Annotated in this window: 16 protein-coding genes; 4 read left to right on the top strand and 12 right to left on the bottom strand. The window is 53.5% G+C overall.

Translation table 11 applies throughout. From position 1 onward, the window contains the following. Window position 1: 1 nt before the first annotated feature. Both ccrud_RS02175 and ccrud_RS02170 read right to left on the bottom strand, forming a co-directional pair. Window positions 2-1393, bottom strand: a complete 1392-nt coding sequence (locus ccrud_RS02175) for a glutamyl-tRNA reductase (RefSeq protein ID WP_245670399.1) — start codon at window positions 1391-1393, stop codon at window positions 2-4. 88 nt (window positions 1394-1481) lie between these two features. Next, a complete protein-coding gene (locus ccrud_RS02170) occupies window positions 1482-1718 on the bottom strand; it encodes a glutaredoxin family protein (RefSeq protein ID WP_066564230.1) in 237 nt (78 codons plus the stop codon). A 146-nt stretch (window positions 1719-1864) separates the two neighbouring features. On the opposite strand from ccrud_RS02170, the gene ccrud_RS02165 reads away from it, so the two are divergent. After that, on the top strand, window positions 1865-2950 hold the full coding sequence (locus ccrud_RS02165) for an HAD-IB family hydrolase (RefSeq protein ID WP_066569410.1): 1086 nt from the start codon (window positions 1865-1867) through the stop codon (window positions 2948-2950). A gap of 425 nt (window positions 2951-3375) precedes the next feature. On the opposite strand, the gene ccrud_RS14855 is transcribed toward ccrud_RS02165, so the two are convergent. The 5 genes from ccrud_RS14855 to ccrud_RS02145 form a co-directional block, all read right to left on the bottom strand. Beyond that, complete coding sequence (locus tag ccrud_RS14855; RefSeq protein ID WP_003855542.1) at window positions 3376-3477, bottom strand: 30S ribosomal protein bS22; 102 nt, start codon at window positions 3475-3477, stop codon at window positions 3376-3378. 291 nt (window positions 3478-3768) lie between these two features. Beyond that, on the bottom strand, window positions 3769-3960 hold the full coding sequence (locus tag ccrud_RS02160; protein ID WP_003855509.1) for a helix-turn-helix domain-containing protein: 192 nt from the start codon (window positions 3958-3960) through the stop codon (window positions 3769-3771). 249 nt (window positions 3961-4209) lie between these two features. After that, window positions 4210-5022, bottom strand: a complete 813-nt coding sequence (gene proC / locus ccrud_RS02155) for a pyrroline-5-carboxylate reductase (protein ID WP_066569407.1) — start codon at window positions 5020-5022, stop codon at window positions 4210-4212. Between the two features lie 62 nt (window positions 5023-5084). Further along, window positions 5085-6062, bottom strand: coding sequence for a hypothetical protein (locus ccrud_RS02150; protein ID WP_066564228.1), 978 nt, complete (start codon window positions 6060-6062; stop codon window positions 5085-5087). 27 nt (window positions 6063-6089) lie between these two features. After that, window positions 6090-7019: a Ppx/GppA family phosphatase gene (locus ccrud_RS02145; protein ID WP_066564222.1), complete on the bottom strand. Its 930-nt coding sequence runs from the start codon at window positions 7017-7019 to the stop codon at window positions 6090-6092. A 34-nt stretch (window positions 7020-7053) separates the two neighbouring features. On the opposite strand from ccrud_RS02145, the gene ccrud_RS02140 reads away from it, so the two are divergent. Then, window positions 7054-7959 (top strand): DUF3109 family protein, encoded by a 906-nt coding sequence (locus tag ccrud_RS02140; RefSeq protein WP_066564221.1) that lies wholly within the window; start codon window positions 7054-7056, stop codon window positions 7957-7959. Window positions 7960-8074: 115 nt separating this feature from the next. Continuing rightward, the gene (locus ccrud_RS02135) at window positions 8075-10645 is read left to right on the top strand and encodes an ABC transporter permease (protein ID WP_066564219.1); all 2571 of its coding nucleotides are present in this window, start codon (window positions 8075-8077) and stop codon (window positions 10643-10645) included. Here ccrud_RS02135 and ccrud_RS02130 read toward each other — a convergent pair. From ccrud_RS02130 to mshA, 5 genes are all read right to left on the bottom strand, one after another. Then, window positions 10638-11516: an endonuclease domain-containing protein gene (locus ccrud_RS02130; RefSeq protein ID WP_066564216.1), complete on the bottom strand. Its 879-nt coding sequence runs from the start codon at window positions 11514-11516 to the stop codon at window positions 10638-10640. The genes ccrud_RS02135 and ccrud_RS02130 overlap by 8 nt on opposite strands. A 314-nt stretch (window positions 11517-11830) precedes the next feature. Beyond that, window positions 11831-12529, bottom strand: a complete 699-nt coding sequence (locus ccrud_RS02125; protein ID WP_066564213.1) for a response regulator transcription factor — start codon at window positions 12527-12529, stop codon at window positions 11831-11833. Next, on the bottom strand, window positions 12526-13770 hold the full coding sequence (locus ccrud_RS02120; protein ID WP_066564210.1) for a sensor histidine kinase: 1245 nt from the start codon (window positions 13768-13770) through the stop codon (window positions 12526-12528). Before ccrud_RS02120 ends, ccrud_RS02125 begins: the two co-directional genes overlap by 4 nt. A gap of 10 nt (window positions 13771-13780) precedes the next feature. Then, window positions 13781-14527, bottom strand: a complete 747-nt coding sequence (locus ccrud_RS02115) for a phosphoglyceromutase (RefSeq protein ID WP_066564204.1) — start codon at window positions 14525-14527, stop codon at window positions 13781-13783. A gap of 18 nt (window positions 14528-14545) precedes the next feature. Next, entirely contained in the window at window positions 14546-15826 is a 1281-nt protein-coding gene (mshA, locus tag ccrud_RS02110) for a D-inositol-3-phosphate glycosyltransferase (RefSeq protein ID WP_066564201.1), read from the bottom strand. Between the two features lie 96 nt (window positions 15827-15922). On the opposite strand from mshA, the gene ccrud_RS02105 reads away from it, so the two are divergent. Continuing rightward, complete coding sequence (locus ccrud_RS02105) at window positions 15923-17629, top strand: long-chain-fatty-acid--CoA ligase (RefSeq protein WP_066564198.1); 1707 nt, start codon at window positions 15923-15925, stop codon at window positions 17627-17629. The last annotated feature ends 4 nt before the right edge of the window (window positions 17630-17633 follow it).

Raw genomic sequence — 17633 nt, 5'->3', positions numbered from 1 at the left:
CTTACTCCCTCGTTTGTGTGACAGAAGACGCATTCACGAAAGCGACGATACCCGCATCCGGAAGCTCTGACGCATTAACTGATGTTGTCGCTGGTGCTGCCGTTGTAGCGACGTACTCCAAACCGAACAGCTCTTGCAGAGCTGAATCATAAGAGATGCTGCCGGACCGGGCCGCCAGTTCTTTGACGCGCACAGTGGGTTCATGAAGCAGCTTATCGACGACTCGTCGCACTGTTCTCGTCACCTCTGCCCATTCCGTCTCTGAAACCCCAGGAACGCGTTGGCGAAGTCGATCAAGTTCATCAGTTCCCACTGAGGCAGCTTGCTTTCGCAAAGCAGAAACAGCTGGGACGATACCGCGAATGCGCTGTTCAGAGGTGAATGAATCCAACTCTTCGCGAACAATCATCAGTGCTTCTTCTTCGCTTGCTGTCATCCCAGAGCTGCCTTCGCGAGAAGCTTTGTCCAGGCGCTCAATATTGACCAGATCAACGCCTGGGAGATCTGCGCAGGCATCATCGATATCTCGTGGCATCGATAGATCCACCAACATCAGGCAAGCGCCGGTTGGAATATCAGCAGGCTCGATGGTGAAATTATCTGCACCGGTTGCAGAAACAACCAATTCAACGCGGCTATATACCGATGCGCGCTGCTCATATTCCACAACTTCTGCAGGAACGCCCGCTTCCACCGAGTGCTCTGCAAGCCTTTCCGCCCGTTCCAACGTGCGGTTCGCCATGATGAGGGAAGAAATTCCAGCACGACCCAGATGTGTTGCAGCAAGAGAACTCATTGCTCCAGCACCCAACACCAATGCGGTTTTACCTGCCAGAGGAGCCTCGGACTGAGGGTCAATGCCCATTTGCACCAATGCGCGATCGACAGCGAAAGACACCATGGAGGAGCCTGCATCATCGATGGCAGTTTCAGTATGCACTCGCTTGCCTGTATGCAGAGCAGTCTGTGTGAGTGAATGCAGCGCTGGCCCAACAGATCCGGCTTCACTAGCTGCTTGATAAGCAGTGCGGACTTGGCCAATGATTTGCTGTTCACCAAGGACCATGGAGTCCAGTCCTGATGTCACCACCAGCATGTGTTCAGCGGCAGCATCTGCATATCGGACATACAAATATCCCCGAAGCGTCTCAATATCTACACCGCTAATCTCGTGCAGAACTTCCACAACATCATTAACGCCAGTGTGAAAACTGCTGGTGACGGTGTAGACCTCCAGCCGATTACATGTAGAAACAATAAGAGCTTCGCTTAAAGATGCCCTCTCTAAGAGAGCCTGAGTTGTTTCACCACGTACTGAATCATCCATGCTCAGACGTTCAAGAAGCGCCACAGGTGCAGACCTGTGGGACATCCCTACGATGAGTACACTCACCATTCCACCCGACTTTCAACGGAACCTTTGATCCACCAAAAGGATGAATCCTAGTTAACTAAGATACGGTAGCTTTCATTTGCAAACATCACAACAAAGCATGAGCTAAGTCATCGTTGTCCACTTCCCAGCATGCAAACTCTTCATCGTCTACCAAAATAACTGGCACCCGATCCCCGAATTCCATGTTTAGGCTTGCATCTTGGTCAACGTTTCGCTCGGTGAGTTTGATTCCCGCGGCTTCTACAATTGGCAAAATTTGGGCTTTTACTCGCGTGCAGGATCCACAGTTATCTCGAACAATGATCTCCACTGAATGGCCCATGGGCGCGCTCACTTCCTCGTGTTCCAAGACCCTTCGCAAGCATGTGCACCACGAAAGCTTTACCATGGATACGATACTCAATGGGGATATCCATTATCGGTTTGGCGTCTTTTGCGCTCAGAGACCAGGAAGGTTTTTGTTATCTCATGAGCTCCGGAGGCTTAAACGAAAATTGGGATTTTGCAGCCATTGGCACCCCAGAGGATTTCCTAGCTACGTGGAGCGCGTCCCGCGGTAATTTGCGTCGCTTCTTTGAGGACCACGCAGCCGCCCCCATCAATGATGAAGCACAGCGCCAAGCAGGTGAAGCAGCAGCCACACAAGCTGTTGCAGCCATTTACGGCATGGAACTCAATGATTTTAACGCCGGTGTAGATGCTGTTACTGGAGCCATCGAAGCAGCTGGCACAATCCATGTCAGTGTTCCGGATCCAGATGTCCCCCAGGACGTTGGGGCTGCCGCATTTTTCGATGTAGATAACACCCTCATTCAGGGTTCTTCGCTGATTGTTTTTGCGCAGGGACTTTTCCGAAAGAAGTTCTTTACCATCAAAGAAATCCTCCCAGTGGCCTGGAAACAGCTGAAGTTCAAACTCACCGGCTCAGAAAATGCCGAAGATGTTTCCCGCGGACGCGAACAGGCTTTGGAATTCATCAAGGGCAGATCTGTTCAGGAACTGGTTGACCTGTGCGAGGAAATCGTCGATAAGCGCATGACCGATAAAATGTGGCCTGGAACTAAGCAGCTCGCCGATATGCACATCGCGGCTGGGCATCAGGTGTGGCTGGTATCAGCCACACCTGTGCAATTGGCTCAAATTTTGGCTCAGCGCCTGGGTTTCACTGGTGCGATTGGCACTGTCGCAGAGGCTAAGGATGACGTGTTCACTGGAAAACTAGTCGGCGATATTTTGCATGGCCCCGGCAAACGCCATGCGGTTGCAGCGCTTGCTTCCATCGAAAAGTTGGATCTAAGCAGGTGCACGGCCTATTCCGATTCGATCAATGATCTCCCCATGCTTTCCATGGTGGGCACCGCTGTCGCTGTGAATCCCGATTCCAAACTTCAAAAAGAAGCTCTCAGCCGCGGTTGGGATGTTCGGGATTTCCGAAGCTTCCGCAAAGCAACCCGCGCATTTGGTTTGCCCGCATTGATTACTGCAGCGTTTAGCGTGACTGGCTGGAGGCTACGCCGCAGGTGGAGAAGCAATAGCCTCCAGAAGCCATTTTAAGAGGTTGGATTTATTGAATAAGCATTCCTCTGGTTTAGGGCACTTTAGTGGCTTAAACGCAATTCTGTGAGGGCACTTTTTCTGGGTTCGTGGCCTGATTTTCGAGGTCAATTCCATAAAACAAACCAGGCGACCAAAACCAACCCCTAAGTGCAACTTTTTGGTCGCCTGGTCTGGTTGCCCGATTGAGGAACCAGACCAGGTGACCAAGCTCCCTGGTTTTTATCCCTCGCTTGGTCGCCCTGTCTGGTTTTCAGAATCCGACCCCTCAGATCGCCATTCCCAGCTCCCAAAAAGACCCCCAAGCGCCCAAAGCCCCCTCAAATCACCCGAGAACCACCGAGAACCACCGAGAACCACCGAGAACCATCCGAAAATCCGCATAAAAAAGCACCGCCCCGAAAGGCGGTGCTTAATTTGAAGGCTTACTTGCCCAATTTTCTACGCTGAACACGTGTACGGCGCAGCATCTTGCGGTGCTTCTTCTTGGACATGCGCTTGCGGCGCTTCTTAATGACAGAACCCATTACGGTTTCCCTCGCTTAAAATCGATGTTGTACGTACAAAACCTGCCAGCACTTTTTGCCGAAGTGCACTTTCGGATCGCGAGCAAAAAATCTAACCCGCGTGCTACACCACCGGAAGTATCCGCGATGGCATTTCCAAGGGTGTGCGCTGGCACGATTGTTCCATCTTACCTTTAAGACTATTGAGCACCAAAAACAGCTGCCTGTTCCAAGAATCAGAAAAACCTCTTTACGTTACTTTCGGAAGTGAAATCCGAGAGTTACGTAAAGAGGTTTTTGCTGTTGTAGAGCTTAACCAGCCTCGTAGAAGGATGAGTCCAAGTACTCATTAACTGCCTTCTCGTGGACACGAAATGATCGTCCCACGCGAACTGCCGGAAGCTCTCCGGAGTGAACCAATCGGTAGACAGTCATCTTAGAGACGCGCATGATTTCCGCGACCTCAGCAACAGTCAAGAAGGTTCCGTTATCTTCTCTAGCCATATCTATCAATACCCTTCAGCAATTCGCGCGCTGCGGGCTTCCCCTCCCGCAGTACGATCACGCTTTTGCCTGGTTCAGCTTAGCGTGGTTTATGTGAATAATGCGACAATTGTTACTTAAACACGCGGTTGATTCCCCCGTTATCTAAAGTTTCAGTTGTGAAACTGCAGGTCATAAGAGTGAGTTTGGAGAAACGATTTCACCAAATTCACCCCAAACAACAGACCGATAACGGACAAATAACAATCCTTAATGTTTTCCAAGTGCTTCGGAACGGTCCGCACAGGCTTGGGCTGCACGGTAGAAAGCGCCTCGAATTCCGCTTTCTTCCAACTCCCGAATCGCAGCCACTGTGGTGCCTGCTGGAGAAGAAACGCCTGCACGCAATTCTGAGGGCTCCTTGCCGGTTTCCTTCATCATTGTTGCAGCGCCCTCGAAGGAAGCCACAGCGAGCTGTTTGGCGGTTGCACGAGGCAGTCCTAGGTTCACTCCAGCATCAATGAGCGCTTCAGTCACAAGGAAGAGGTACGCAGGCGAAGAACCTGACATCGCAGTCACTGCATTCAGATCAGATTCTGCAACCTCAAGCACCTCTCCCACGGTGCCCAATAATTCCTTCACTTGTGCCAACTGCGCACTATCAACATGGCGACCGCCAGTGACAGTGGACATGCCCTTGCCAACCAGCATTGGAGTATTTGGCATCACGCGCACAACTGGAAGGCCTGCTGAAGCGCTTTCTTCCATGGCGGCGATGCTGATGCCTGCTGCCATGCTCACCACGACGCTTTGCGCGGAGTTGTTATCCAGGGTGCTTGTAATTTCAGAGAGCACCTCCACGATGAACTTCGGCTTCACGCACAAAAACACCACATCAGCTTCATCTACGGCTTGGGCGTTGTCTGCCATATTCACAATGCCATAGCGATCGTGGAGCTCTTGGCCACGTTCTTCCGTGCGGTTTGTGACTCGAATACTTTGTGGATTCATCTTGGCCGCGACCAAACCTGAGACCAAAGCCTCGCCGATTTGGCCGCCACCGATTACAGCAATTGTTGTCATGGTTCCCACACTGCCACTAATCACCCCAATCGTGCAGCAGCGGGGGGCCATTTTCACACCATTTACATAACGATAGCCAGCGGACCAAATGTCATAACAGCGCCAACGATACCGGCAAGCACCATGCTCAAACCATCGCGTGAAGTGCGCAAAGCATGCACAACGCCCACCATTCCTAGGGTGACGCCGACGGCAAGAACCGCAACTAGCCACTTATTGAGGCGCTCCCACAGCATCTCAAAACCGAGGAACACGACAACGCCCAACACGATGCCGACGATCGCCATCAAGAGGATAGAAGCAATCGACATTTTATTGTCTGATTCAGCTTCTTCCGCTTCTTCGATGCCGCTGACATCAAAAGTTGTGGTTTCTGCATTGTCCACTGCAACCGGCGCGAACTCGGCCTGCACAGCAGATTCCGCATCTGCCTCCTTTTCAGCGCGCACAACCGGCGTAGGCTTCGCCGCCACAGCTGGAACCACTGGGAATGCCCCCGTGGTCAAGCTGATTGGATCCTTCTCATCCACGATGCTCAGCACCATGGTTTCATCGTTGCTCGGAGCCGGACGCACCGGATTTTCTTGCTTCTCGACGTCGCCTTCCACCTCAACAACTTCAGCCACCTTGGCGGCCTTAGGTTGTGCGGGAGCCTTAGGCTGTGCAGCAGGCTTCGGCGGAATAACTGCCTTGGGCTGCTCAACAGCCTTAGGAGTTTCCGGCTTCTTCGGAACCTCTTCGACCTTTTTCTCAACCTTTGCAGGTGCTGGAACGGCTTTCAGTTCCGGCTTAGACTCCTGCTCAGGCTTTTTTGGCTCGGGTTTTGGTTCAGTCTCAGCTGGAGCGTCAATTGGCACGCTCGAGTGCTTGGACTCTACGGGCTTTTCCTTAACAGCAGGAATGGAGCCGGTCAGCTCAGCAACGGATACGCCACCGTCTTCGATGCTGCGGCGCCTGCGTCGGCGGGGAGCATTAGTGGAGTGCCCCTCTTTCGCGGCACGCGCCATCAGCTCAGCGACTGTGAGTTTCTCTTCACTCATTTTCGCCAACTCCTTTCCGGTTAAATGTTATTCGAGTCCCTTGTCGATCCTGGTAAGGATCACACCTTCACGAAGTGCCCAAGGACAAATTTCTATCTTTTCAATATCCAACGCACGCATCGCAGCTTCCGCAACTAACGCACCTGCAACGATCTGATGAGAACGATCGGCGCTGATGCCTTCCAGCTCGGCACGGTCAGCTGCTGTCATTCGTGAGATGAATGCAATCAGCTGGCGCAGACCCGGCGCGGTGAGGGTTCGGGTTACGTGTGGTCCTGCGGATGATGGTGCTGCACCTGTGAGTCGTGCCAGAGTGCGGAAGGTTTTGGAAGTTCCTACTGCTAAACGTGCGGGCCCTAAGGTGCGCATGTTGCGGGAGGGTTCTGCAAGCTCTGCATCGATATAATCGCGCAGGAGGTTGATTTTCTTACGTGCTGGTGGATCTGTGTCAAACCAGTTGTGGGTCAAGCGGCCAGCGCCCAGGTCTAGGGAGAACGCCAGATCTGGGGATTCGTCAGTGCCGGAGGACAGCTCGAGGGAGCCTCCACCGATATCGAGGTTGGTGATACGCCCTGCGGACCATCCGTACCAACGTCGCACTGCAAGGAATGTCTGCCGTGCTTCTTCTTCACCGGAGAGGATGGACAAGCGCACGCCTGTTTCCTTTTCCACATGGTCGAGGACGGCGTCACTGTTAGTGGCGGAACGTACTGCCGATGTAGCAAAAGGCATAAGTTCGGAGCAGCCCAGGGTTTTCGCCAGGTCTGAAGCCTCGCTGACTGCGGAAGTCAGCTTGTTAATGCCTTTTTCGGTAATTGCCCCGGTGTCATCGAGAAGCTCGACGAGACGCAACGGGGTGCGCCAATTACTCATCGGGGTGGGATGACCACCGGGACGCGCGTCTACTGCAACTAGGTGGACAGTATTGCTGCCCACATCTAATACACCTAATCTCACACCTTAAAGGTTAGACGGTCTAGGGTGACAAAGTGTGAATCGGTCAAATTCTTCTTCAGTGTTTTTAGGTTTTCCAGAATCTTCTCCGGCTGCGGCTTCGATTCGTTCAGGGGAAGAGCTCCCTCCTGATTTCCCACGTGAATGGTATGAATTCACGGATCCTACTGATTTGGAGCATGTATTTAGCATCGATCTAACTTGGCTTGAGTCCAATTGGAATTGCACCTTTGGTACCCCCGATTGTCTAGGCATTGATGCCGACAACGCGGATGTTGGCTGTTGCGGTCACGGTGCTTTCCTTGCGGATGAGACCGATAGGGACCAACTTTATGATGCTGTGGCCAAGATGCCGGCAAAGTATTGGCAGTTACGTCCGTCTTCTACTGATTCTTTTTTAGCGTCTGATGATGCAACAGAAATTGAGCCGTGGCTAACGTGGGATGAGCTTGATGATGAAGATGGTAATCCTGAGCCTGCGTTGAAAACATCTGTCGTAAATGGTGCGTGTATTTTCGCGAATCGCAAAGGTTGGGAAACCGGCGCGGGGTGTGCTTTGCATCAATGGGCAGTGGACGCCGGGGAGGATCTAACCGTCGTCAAGCCAGAAGTTTGTTGGCAGCTGCCGCTGCGCCGCCTGGAGGCGTGGGAGGAGCGGGCGGACGGGCAAGAAATCTTGCGCACCACGATTACTGAATATAATCGTCGCGGTTGGGGCAATGGTGGCGAGGATTTTGATTGGTATTGCACCACGGCGCCACGCTGCCATACGGATGCCGATCCGATGTGGAAAACACAGGAAGCTGAGCTGCGCGCGCTGATGGGACCGGAGTCTTATGAGCTGTTGCGTGACTATTTGGAAGCGCGTTCTGCAATCCCCGCGCACCTGCGTGCACAGCATCCCGCGTCGGCGCGTAATGATGATGTCGCCCCTCGCGGTTAAACTTAAGGAGAATTTCTAGGAGGACATTATCACCGGCTTAAAAGCAGCAAAGGATTTTTTAAATTCGCCACTGCGCACCATCACTTGGCGCAGTGTTGTAGCAAATAAGCTGCGCATGGCGTTAACTGTGCTGTCGGTGGTTTTGGGCACCGCATTTTTGTGTGGTTCCCTGCTGCTCACTAATTCTTTGGAGCGCACATTTTCCTCCATCGTTGATGCCGGCGTTGAAGGCGTTGATTTGGGCGTTATCGCGCAACAAAACAACCCTGACGGGGTGCCCTTTGAGGTCATCGCTGAAATTCAGCATTTCCCTGAGGTCCGCGCGGTCAACGTGATCGGTGATGGCCCAGGTATGCCGTCCGGCACCACCATGACCGGCCAATCCGCGCTCATCCTCACCGATTCGCACGGCGATCCCCTCCAAGCCGGCAGCTCTGGCACGCACCCGCTGGCCATCTACCCACAAGGTCAGTGGGTCTCCCCCGAGCCCACGCTTATCGACGGCCACTTCCCCTCCGACGCTAATGAAGTGGTGGTCAATGCTTCGGCAGCAAAAAGAGGCGGGCTGTCCGTCGGTGATGAATTAACTATCATCACCCCAACTGAGCGCGTTGAGGCCTCCCTCTCAGGCATTTTTGAATCTAATTCAGATGTTGCAGGCTGGGTCGGTGTTGGTTTTAGCCCTTCTCGCTATTTGGAACTTTTTACCAACGGAAGCCACGCCAGCCAGATCACCATCGCAGTGCACGATGGCACTGATCCGATATCTGTGCGCAATCGCATTGGCAAAGCCCACCGTGATCTGATGCCTCTGCTGCCGGAACAAATCATTGAGAAAACCACCGGGGATACCGCCACCCAGCTGGAATTCATGAAATACGTGCTCCTTGCTTTCGCAGCAATCGCTCTGATCGTGGGCTCATTTATCATCGCCAATACATTCGCGATGATTGTTGCACAGCGCACCAGCGAATTCGCCCTGCTGCGCTCCATCGGTGTCTCCACATTCCAAATCGGATTCTCCGTCATCATGGAAGCAGTATTCATTGGTCTAATTGGTGGCTTAATCGGCATTGCTGTGGGCTTCAGTGTGGTCAACGCCCTGGTACAGGTACTAAACCAACTCGGTGATGCCCTCTCTTCCATCACCATCATTTACAACACCGGATCCTTCGTTATCCCCGTCCTCTTCGCCGTCACTGCCACGGTGCTCAGCGCGATTGCCCCAGCCCACCGCGCCGGAAATCTACCGCCAGTTCAGGCTTTTGAATCTTCCGATGCACGCAGCAACAGCCTCGGTAAAATTCGATTCCTCATCAGCGCCGTGATGTGCACTTTAGGTATCAGCCTGACTGTTGCCGGTGCCCTTGTATCCGGGGTCAATGGCGATGACTTCAAAACAGAACCACGTTTAGGCCTCATCGGCGCTGGTCTACTTCTGATGTTCTTCGCACTCACGCTGTCCGGTCCGGCGTTGATCATGGCTACTTCGAGATCACTCGGCGTGACGCTAATGGCACCGTTTCGAACCGTCGGCAAGCTTGCTCAACGCAATACACTCCGCAATCCGCGCAGGTCCGCGACCACCGCATTGGCCGTGACCCTCAGCGTCGGACTAGTAGCCTGCGTAGGAGTCATCGGAGCCACCACCCGCGCCAGCGTATTCGGTTCCATGGAATCCACCATCCAATCCTCCTATGTCCTCGACAGCATCGGTGGCACCATGACCCCCGGCCAACCAGCCGGCGGCTCCCGATCGCTATCCATGCCATCCACTGTCGCCACCAAAGTTGAAGAAACACCAGGCGTCGATTCCGTGGGCACGCTTATGACCGGCCCCATCCAAGTCAACGGCTGGGACAATGAATCCACCACAATTTTCGACGGCAACCTATCCGCATTCCTCAACCTCGCCGTCCGCTCCGGCGAAGCATTCACCGGGGATGCACCCGGCGTGATGATCTCCACCACCTACGCAGACCAATCCGACCTCGACGTTGGCGATACCGTCACCGTCAACCCCTACGGCTCCGAAGATGGAATCCGCGTTCCTATCACCGGCATCTACGCAGAAACTAACCTCGTGGGACACCTCATGGTCAACGCCGCAGCCACCAACCGAGTGATCACCACAGCCGATGCCTACCATCGCTCCCAAATCTTCGTCAATGGCGATGGCTCTACCGCAAACGATGATCTACGCGATATCCTCGTCAACGCCGTCTCCTCTTTCCTCATCGTGCAAGTAAAATCTAAAGAAGAATTTCACGGCAGCCTCGGCACCCAAATCAATCAGCTGCTGGGCATCGTCTACGGTCTCCTGGCACTCGCAGTAATCATCGCAGTTCTGGGCATTGTGAACACATTGTTCCTCTCCATTAGTGAACGCACCCGCGAAATCGGAATCCTGCGAGCAACCGGTGTCCAACGAGGCCAGATCCGCGCAATGATCACCTTCGAATCCGTAATTTTATCCATCCACGGCGCCATCCTTGGACTTTTCCTTGGCACCTTTGTGGGCTGGGCAATCGTGAGCTGTCTACGTTCCCGCGGCATGGCTCCAGTGGAATTCCCCTGGACCCAAATCGGGTTCATGCTGCTTGCCGCGATCATCATCGGAGGAATTGCTGCCCTCATCCCAGCCAACCAAGCCTCAAGAGTTTCGCCATTGGAAGCAATCAGCTAACCGTTTGCATTGGCAATCTGCGTCGGCGTTCCGCTTGTTTCCTTTTAAGCGTCACGCCTATCTGCTGCAGAAAATACTCCCACTCTCCAGTGTTGTTTAAAGTTTTTGCTGTGATCTCAAAAACATCCCAACCTGCACTTTTCAACGCATTCTTCCGATAAGAATCCCGTGCCCTCTGCTCAGAGTTGTAATGCCACCCACCGTTGTATTCGAGAGCAATTCTCCACACCGGATCAGCTAAATCTAAATAAAATACAGAGCCTTCATGATCGACCCGAATCTGTGGAATAAAATTCCGATACCCCAGTAGATGAAGTCGTACCCTCAGTCGTGATTCCGGCCGAGATTCCGCAAAGGCATCGGCAAATTCGGCATGTTTTTGTAATTCAGGCTCCGCTGCGATTTCTTGGTACAAATCTGGACGCTGCCTGAGTAGATGATCAATGAGCGCGATCTGATTCTCAAAGTTGTGGAGTTTGTGCAGCGTGAAAATATCGATGAGTGCCTGAGAGTCCGTAACTAAAGTAATGTCACCGCTGCGCAGGGTCTTTTCTGGATCTTCTCTCCGGATGATGGTTCCCTTTGATGCTAATTTTTTCGTGCGATCTCCGGAAATACTGATGAAGGGCATCCAGTCATCATCGAGAAGTTCATAACCTCGCTGTTTTAGCGCTGCGTATCCTCGAAGAATTCCATTGGGCACCCGTTTAAGGAGAGCTTGGGTGACTAAATGAGAATCATCGATGAGGTCATTTCTTAAAAAGACTGTGCCCGATATTTTGGTGAAGTGTTTGTAGAACTTCCACTTGGTTATTTCATGGGAAAGCTCTTCATAGGTTACTGGCCAGAGGTAAGAATGATAATTGTCCATACCTGGTTAGACTGCGCATCTACGCAAAAGGTTCCCAAGCGCTAGGAGCCAATTTAAGAGGTTCAATTTTTCGAATGAACGTTCCCCTAGATGGGCTTGGGCTAAGCCGTCTAACAGCCACACAGTGAGTCGATTTTTCTGGGGCCCTGCACGCTTTTTGAAGCCGACCAAACGAGAGTGCCCACGGACTCCTAAAACTTGATCTTTGGGCACCTGTGACCGGTTTTGAGGTCTATTAACCAAACCACACTGCCCACGAGGGCTGAAAAACAGTCTCGTGGGCAGTGTGGTTTGGTATTGCGATGAGCTAGGCCCTACAGCTCAAATTTATAGCCCAATCCACGCACGGTGACGAGGTAACGGGGGCGAGATGGCTCTTCTTCGATCTTGGAACGCAACCGTTTCACGTGGACGTCCAAAGTTTTGGTGTCGCCGACATAATCTGCGCCCCAAATTCGGTCAATGAGCTGTCCGCGGGTCAGTACCCTACCGGCGTTGCGGAGGAGGTACTCCAAAAGGTCGAATTCCTTCAGGGGCATGCTCACTGGTTCGCCATTGACGGTCACCGTGTGAGAATCCACGTCCATGCGGACTCGGCCACCTTCGAGGATTTGCTCGTCCATAGCTAGATCTTCGGCTTCGCTCTCGGAAACGCCACGGCGGCGCAGCACTGCACGGATGCGTGCGATCAATTCGCGGGAAGAATAAGGCTTGGTGACATAATCATCTGCACCTAGTTCCAGGCCCACTACTTTGTCGATCTCGGAATCGCGGGCAGTCACCATGATGACAGGAACGGTAGAGACGTTACGGAGTTCTTTGCAGACGTCAGTGCCGGACATTCCGGGAAGCATGAGGTCAAGCAGGACGATGTCGACTTCGTTCCGACTGAACTCCACAAGGGCGGTTGGACCATCACCGGCGATGATGGTGTCGAAACCTTCTTTGCGAAGAAGAAAGGCCAAAGGATCTGCTAACGATTCCTCATCTTCAACGATCAGGATTGTCGTCATGGTTTTTCCTTTCGGCGTCCAGGTGTTTTATTGGACGCAGTCGTGCGAATGGGTGAATCCAAACTAGGTCCCTGCTTAGATTCTGCCGGTTCCTTGGACTCTGGGTGATATACGGGGAGTTCAAGTGTGAATGTGGAGCCTGTGCCAGGCCGTGACCACAAACTAATACTACCGCCATGGTTGGCCATGACATGTTTGACTATGGCAAGGCCAAGGCCAGTGCCGCCGGTTTGGCGGGAACGGGCTTTGTCTACGCGGAAAAATCTTTCGAAAACTCGGGATTGGTCTTCGGGGGCGATGCCGATGCCACGGTCGGTAACTCGAATCATCACGACGCCATTGCGGATGCTTTGAGAAACGGATACTGGGACGGACTGTGGGGAATAGTTGATCGCGTTGCCGATCAGGTTGGCTAATGCCGTGACCAGCAAAGATCGATCGGCTTCTACCCATACGCCAGTGCGATCATCACGAATGATTTCAATGTTGGCGTTGTCTGCTGCCAGTTGGGTGCGCTCGATGGCTTCGTCGATGATGAGGTCCGCTTTGATGGGTTCCATATCGGGGAGTCGTTCGGCGCCCTGAAGTTTAGAAAGGGAGATCAGTTCATTGATCATGTCGGCCATGCGGTGGGCTTCGCGGTGAAGTCTGGAACCGAAGTATTCCACTTGTTCCGGATCCTCGGAGGATTCCATGAGAGCTTCTGCGAGAAGAGCCATGGCGCCGACTGGGGTTTTCAGTTCGTGGGAGACGTTTGCGACGAAATCTCGGCGGGCCGATTCCATACGAACATTTTCAGATTCATCGGAGGCATAGATGATAACGAAGCGATCGTCGATAAGCGTTAAAGGCTTGACCACCGCCTGCACCGCAGTGATGCGACTACCCGGGCGCCGCGGATTGCGGTCTGGGTGGACGTCCAAGGAGTGGGTTTCTTGATCCTCGAAAGCTTCCTGCGCAACACGCCACACGTTGCTATCCACGGAACGTTCATGGACGATGCCCAGTTCGTGGGCACGACCATTGGATAAAATGACGTCTCCGGCGCGATCCACAACTGTAATTCCTGTTGGGGAGCCCTGAATCGCCAGGTGAAGGACCTGCCCGACGGTAGTTACCTGATTTTCGGACAGGGTGACCGCGGATTTGTGGCGACGCATCCGATCTTTAATTTTCGTATACGCAGGTAGGGCGAGGCCCATGAGGACCGCGCCCGATACGAAAGCAAGAAGAGTGCTCACCTACAAATAACTACTTATTGCCCTGATTTGCTACTGCGGCCGCGCCGGCTGCTGCTGCCTCAGGATCAAGGTAAGTTCCGCCTGGGTTAACTACGGAACCGTCTTCGGTGATTTCGTAGACCAGTGGGATACCGGTTGGGATGTTGAGCTCCGCGATATCAGCATCAGAAATGCCATCGAGGTGCTTAACCAGCGCACGCAGGGAGTTTCCGTGGGCTGCGATGAGGACGGTTTCGCCCTTCTTCGCGCGTGGCAGGATTTCTTCCTCGAAATAAGGAACGAAACGAACCACAACGTCCTTCAGGCACTCGGTGCGTGGAACTACATCGAGGTCCGCGTAACGAGGGTCATTAGCCTGGGAGAACTCGGCGTCATCGGCAAGCTCTGGTGGTGGGGTGTCATAAGAACGACGCCACTCCATGAACTGGTCATCGCCGTACTTTTCCTTGGTGGCAGCCTTGTCCAGGCCCTGCAGTGCACCGTAGTGACGTTCGTTGAGGCGCCAATCGCGGATGACTGGGATCCAGTGGCGGTCCGCTGCATTCAGCGCAAGGTTTGCGGTGCGAATCGCACGGCGCAGCAAAGAAGTATAAACAACGCCGGGGAGGATGCCGGCATCAGCGAGAAGCTCGCCGCCGCGCTTAGCCTCGGTTTCACCCTGTGCGGTCAGATTGACGTCGACCCATCCAGTGAACTGGTTGGATGCGTTCCATTCGCTCTGACCGTGACGAAGAAGAATCAGTTTTCCGTTAGTCATAACTAACAGTTTGCCACTTTATGTTGCACGACGCGCGGTTACTTGACCGTGATGCGTTTCACCATCGACACTTTCATTGGTGATGGCGTCGTTGTACAGCGACGATAATTGCGCTGCGGTGGCTGCCCAGGAGAAAGTTCTGGCGTGTTCAACAGCATCTTCGCCCATTCTGATGCGCGTTTCATCATCGTCTAAAAGAGTGGACAAGGCGTCGGCCCAGGCTTGCGGGGAGTGTCCGTCGACAAGCAATCCGGTCTCGCCTTCTGCAACTGCGATGGGCAAACCGCCCACCCGGGCCGCAATAACCGGCGTGCCGCTGGCTTGCGCCTCCATGGCAACCAGCCCAAAAGATTCATTAAAACTTGGCACGGCCACGATGTCAGCCGCCCGATAAATGGCCACCAGCTCGCTCGGCGGGCGCGGATCCAAAAAGCGAATTCGCTTTTCGACGCCCAGTTCCACAGCCATCGCCCTATACGTATCCGGCGTCGCATTTGGACCAGAAGGCCCACCACAAATAAGCACTCGCAGATTGCGCTCCGGATCTCGCTCAAACAACTCCGCCACCGCTCTAATCAGCACCTGTGGCCCCTTAAACGGCTGCAACCTACCCACAAACGCAACCACTTTAGTGTGCAAAGGAATGCCCAACTCGCGGCGAGAACGCTCCGTCGCACGATCATTACCAGGGCTATACAAATCAATATCCGCACCCGGCGACACCACAGAAATACGCTCCGGATCCGCATCATAGTGATGCATCAAATCCTGCAGCTCCTCATGCGTATTCACCGCCAACACATCCGCATTATCTACCAGCTGCTGCTCACAAATACGACGCGCCTCCGACTCCGGAGTGTCCGAATCATCCCGATAAGAATTTTTCACCGCAGCCAACGTATGAGCCGTATGAATCAAGGGAATCCGCCACAAATCACGCATCAACCACCCCACCTGCCCCGACAGCCAATAGTGAGAATGGATCAGATCATAAGTAACCTTCTCCCGGCGCGTAAACACCAACATACCGCCCGAAAAAGCCGCCAACTGAGTAGGCAGCTCCTCCTTAGACAAACCTTCATAAGGTCCGGCGGCAATGTTAATGACCCGCAAATTCTTAGCCACCTGCACAATCTCACCTTGCGAAGGCCTGGTGGCCCGGGTATAAATATCCACCTCAATACCCTGTTTCGCCAGCTCAGTTGCAGTGGACAGGATATAGACGTTCATACCGCCTGAATCACCTGTACCCGGCTGCTGCAACGGGGAGGTGTGCATGGAAATCATAGCTACGCGCATGCAGCCATTCTAGATCCCAGTACATGACCACGGTGTGTGTTGGGGCGTCTCTATATACTTAGGGGCAACGAACTTAGACGTATTTGAAGGGACACCATGTCAGCATACGAAACCAAAGCCTGGCTCCAGCATTACCCAGAGTGGACTCCACACACGCTGGAGTACGGCGACACCACGCTCCTGGACGTTTATGACAACAACCTGGCCATCAATGCAGATAAGCCAGCCACCTACTTTTTTGGTCGCTCACAAACTTATGGCGAATTGGATAAGGAAGTCCGCAAGGCCGCCGCTGGTCTCCGCGCCTTAGGCGTCCGCCCCGGCGACCGCGTAGCTATCATCCTCCCGAACTGTCCGCAGCACATCGCAGCGTTCTATGCAGTGCTGAAACTCGGCGCGATTGTCATTGAACACAACCCGCTCTACACCACCCATGAGCTGCTCGAACCTTTCAAGGATCATGGCGCCCGCGTGGCCATCGTGTGGGATAAAGCCTCCCCCACTGTGGAAAAGCTCCGTGGCCAAACTCAGCTGGAAACCATCGTGTCGGTCAACATGATCAACGCGATGCCTACACTCCAGCGTCTCGCGCTGAAGCTACCTATCCCAGCGCTGCGCAAAAGCCGTGAATCACTGTCCGGAGCTGCACCAAATACGGTTCCTTTTGAAACTTTGACCAGCGCAGCAATGGGTGGCGAAGGCGAGGATGTCGTCTCCGAGCCAACTGTCACCAAAGAAACTGTCGCACTGATTCTCTACACCTCCGGAACCACCGGACGTCCAAAGGGCGCGCAGCTAACCCACGGCAACTTGTTCTCCAACTTGTTGCAGGGCAAAAGCTGGGTTCCAGGACTTGGCGATAAACCAGAACGTATGCTCGCAGCTCTGCCAATGTTCCACGCATACGGCCTGACCATGGTTGGCACACTGTCCGTGTTCATCGGCGGCGAAATGGTGCTCCTGCCAACCCCCCGTATCGACCTGATCATGAATATCATGAAAAAGCACACCCCAACCTGGCTTCCAGGCGTGCCAACACTTTATGAAAAGATTGTCGACGCCTCCGAGCAAGAAAGCATCCCAATCAAGGGTGTCCGCAATGCATTCTCCGGCGCATCCACTCTTTCTCAGCGCACCGTGGAACGTTGGGAAAAGCACACCGGCGGACGCCTTGTCGAAGGTTACGGACTGACCGAAACCTCACCAGTGATCGTGGGCAACCCAATGAGTGATCACCGCCGCCAAGGCTACGTCGGTGTTCCATTCCCAGACACCATCGTGCGCATCGCAGACCCAGAAAACCTCGATGAAACCGTCCCAGACGGCACCGAAGGCGAAGTCCTTGTGAAGGGCCCACAGGTGTTCAAGGGCTACCTCAACCAGGAAGAAGCTACCAAAAATAGCTTCCACGGCGAGTGGTACCGAACTGGCGATGTGGGAGTAATGGAAGAAGACGGCTTCATTCGTCTCGTTGCCCGCATCAAGGAAGTTATCATCACCGGCGGATTCAATGTTTATCCTGCTGAGGTGGAAGAAGTACTCACCGAGCACCCAGATATTGAAGATGCTGCAGTCGTGGGCATTCCTCGGGAAGATGGTTCCGAAAATGTCGTTGCTGCCATCACTTTGGTGGAAGGTGCTGCGCTTGATCCGGAAGGTTTGAAGGAATTCGCCCGCGAAAACCTCACTCGCTACAAGGTTCCACGCACCTTCTACCATTTTGAGGAAATGCCTCGGGATCAGATGGGCAAGATTAGGCGTCGTGAAGTTCAGGCTGAGTTGTTGAAGAAGCTCGGCAAGTAATTGC

It is taken from the genome of Corynebacterium crudilactis (genome assembly GCF_001643015.1).
Lineage (GTDB): Bacteria > Actinomycetota > Actinomycetes > Mycobacteriales > Mycobacteriaceae > Corynebacterium > Corynebacterium crudilactis.
This window is presented reverse-complemented; position numbering and strand designations above follow the sequence as displayed.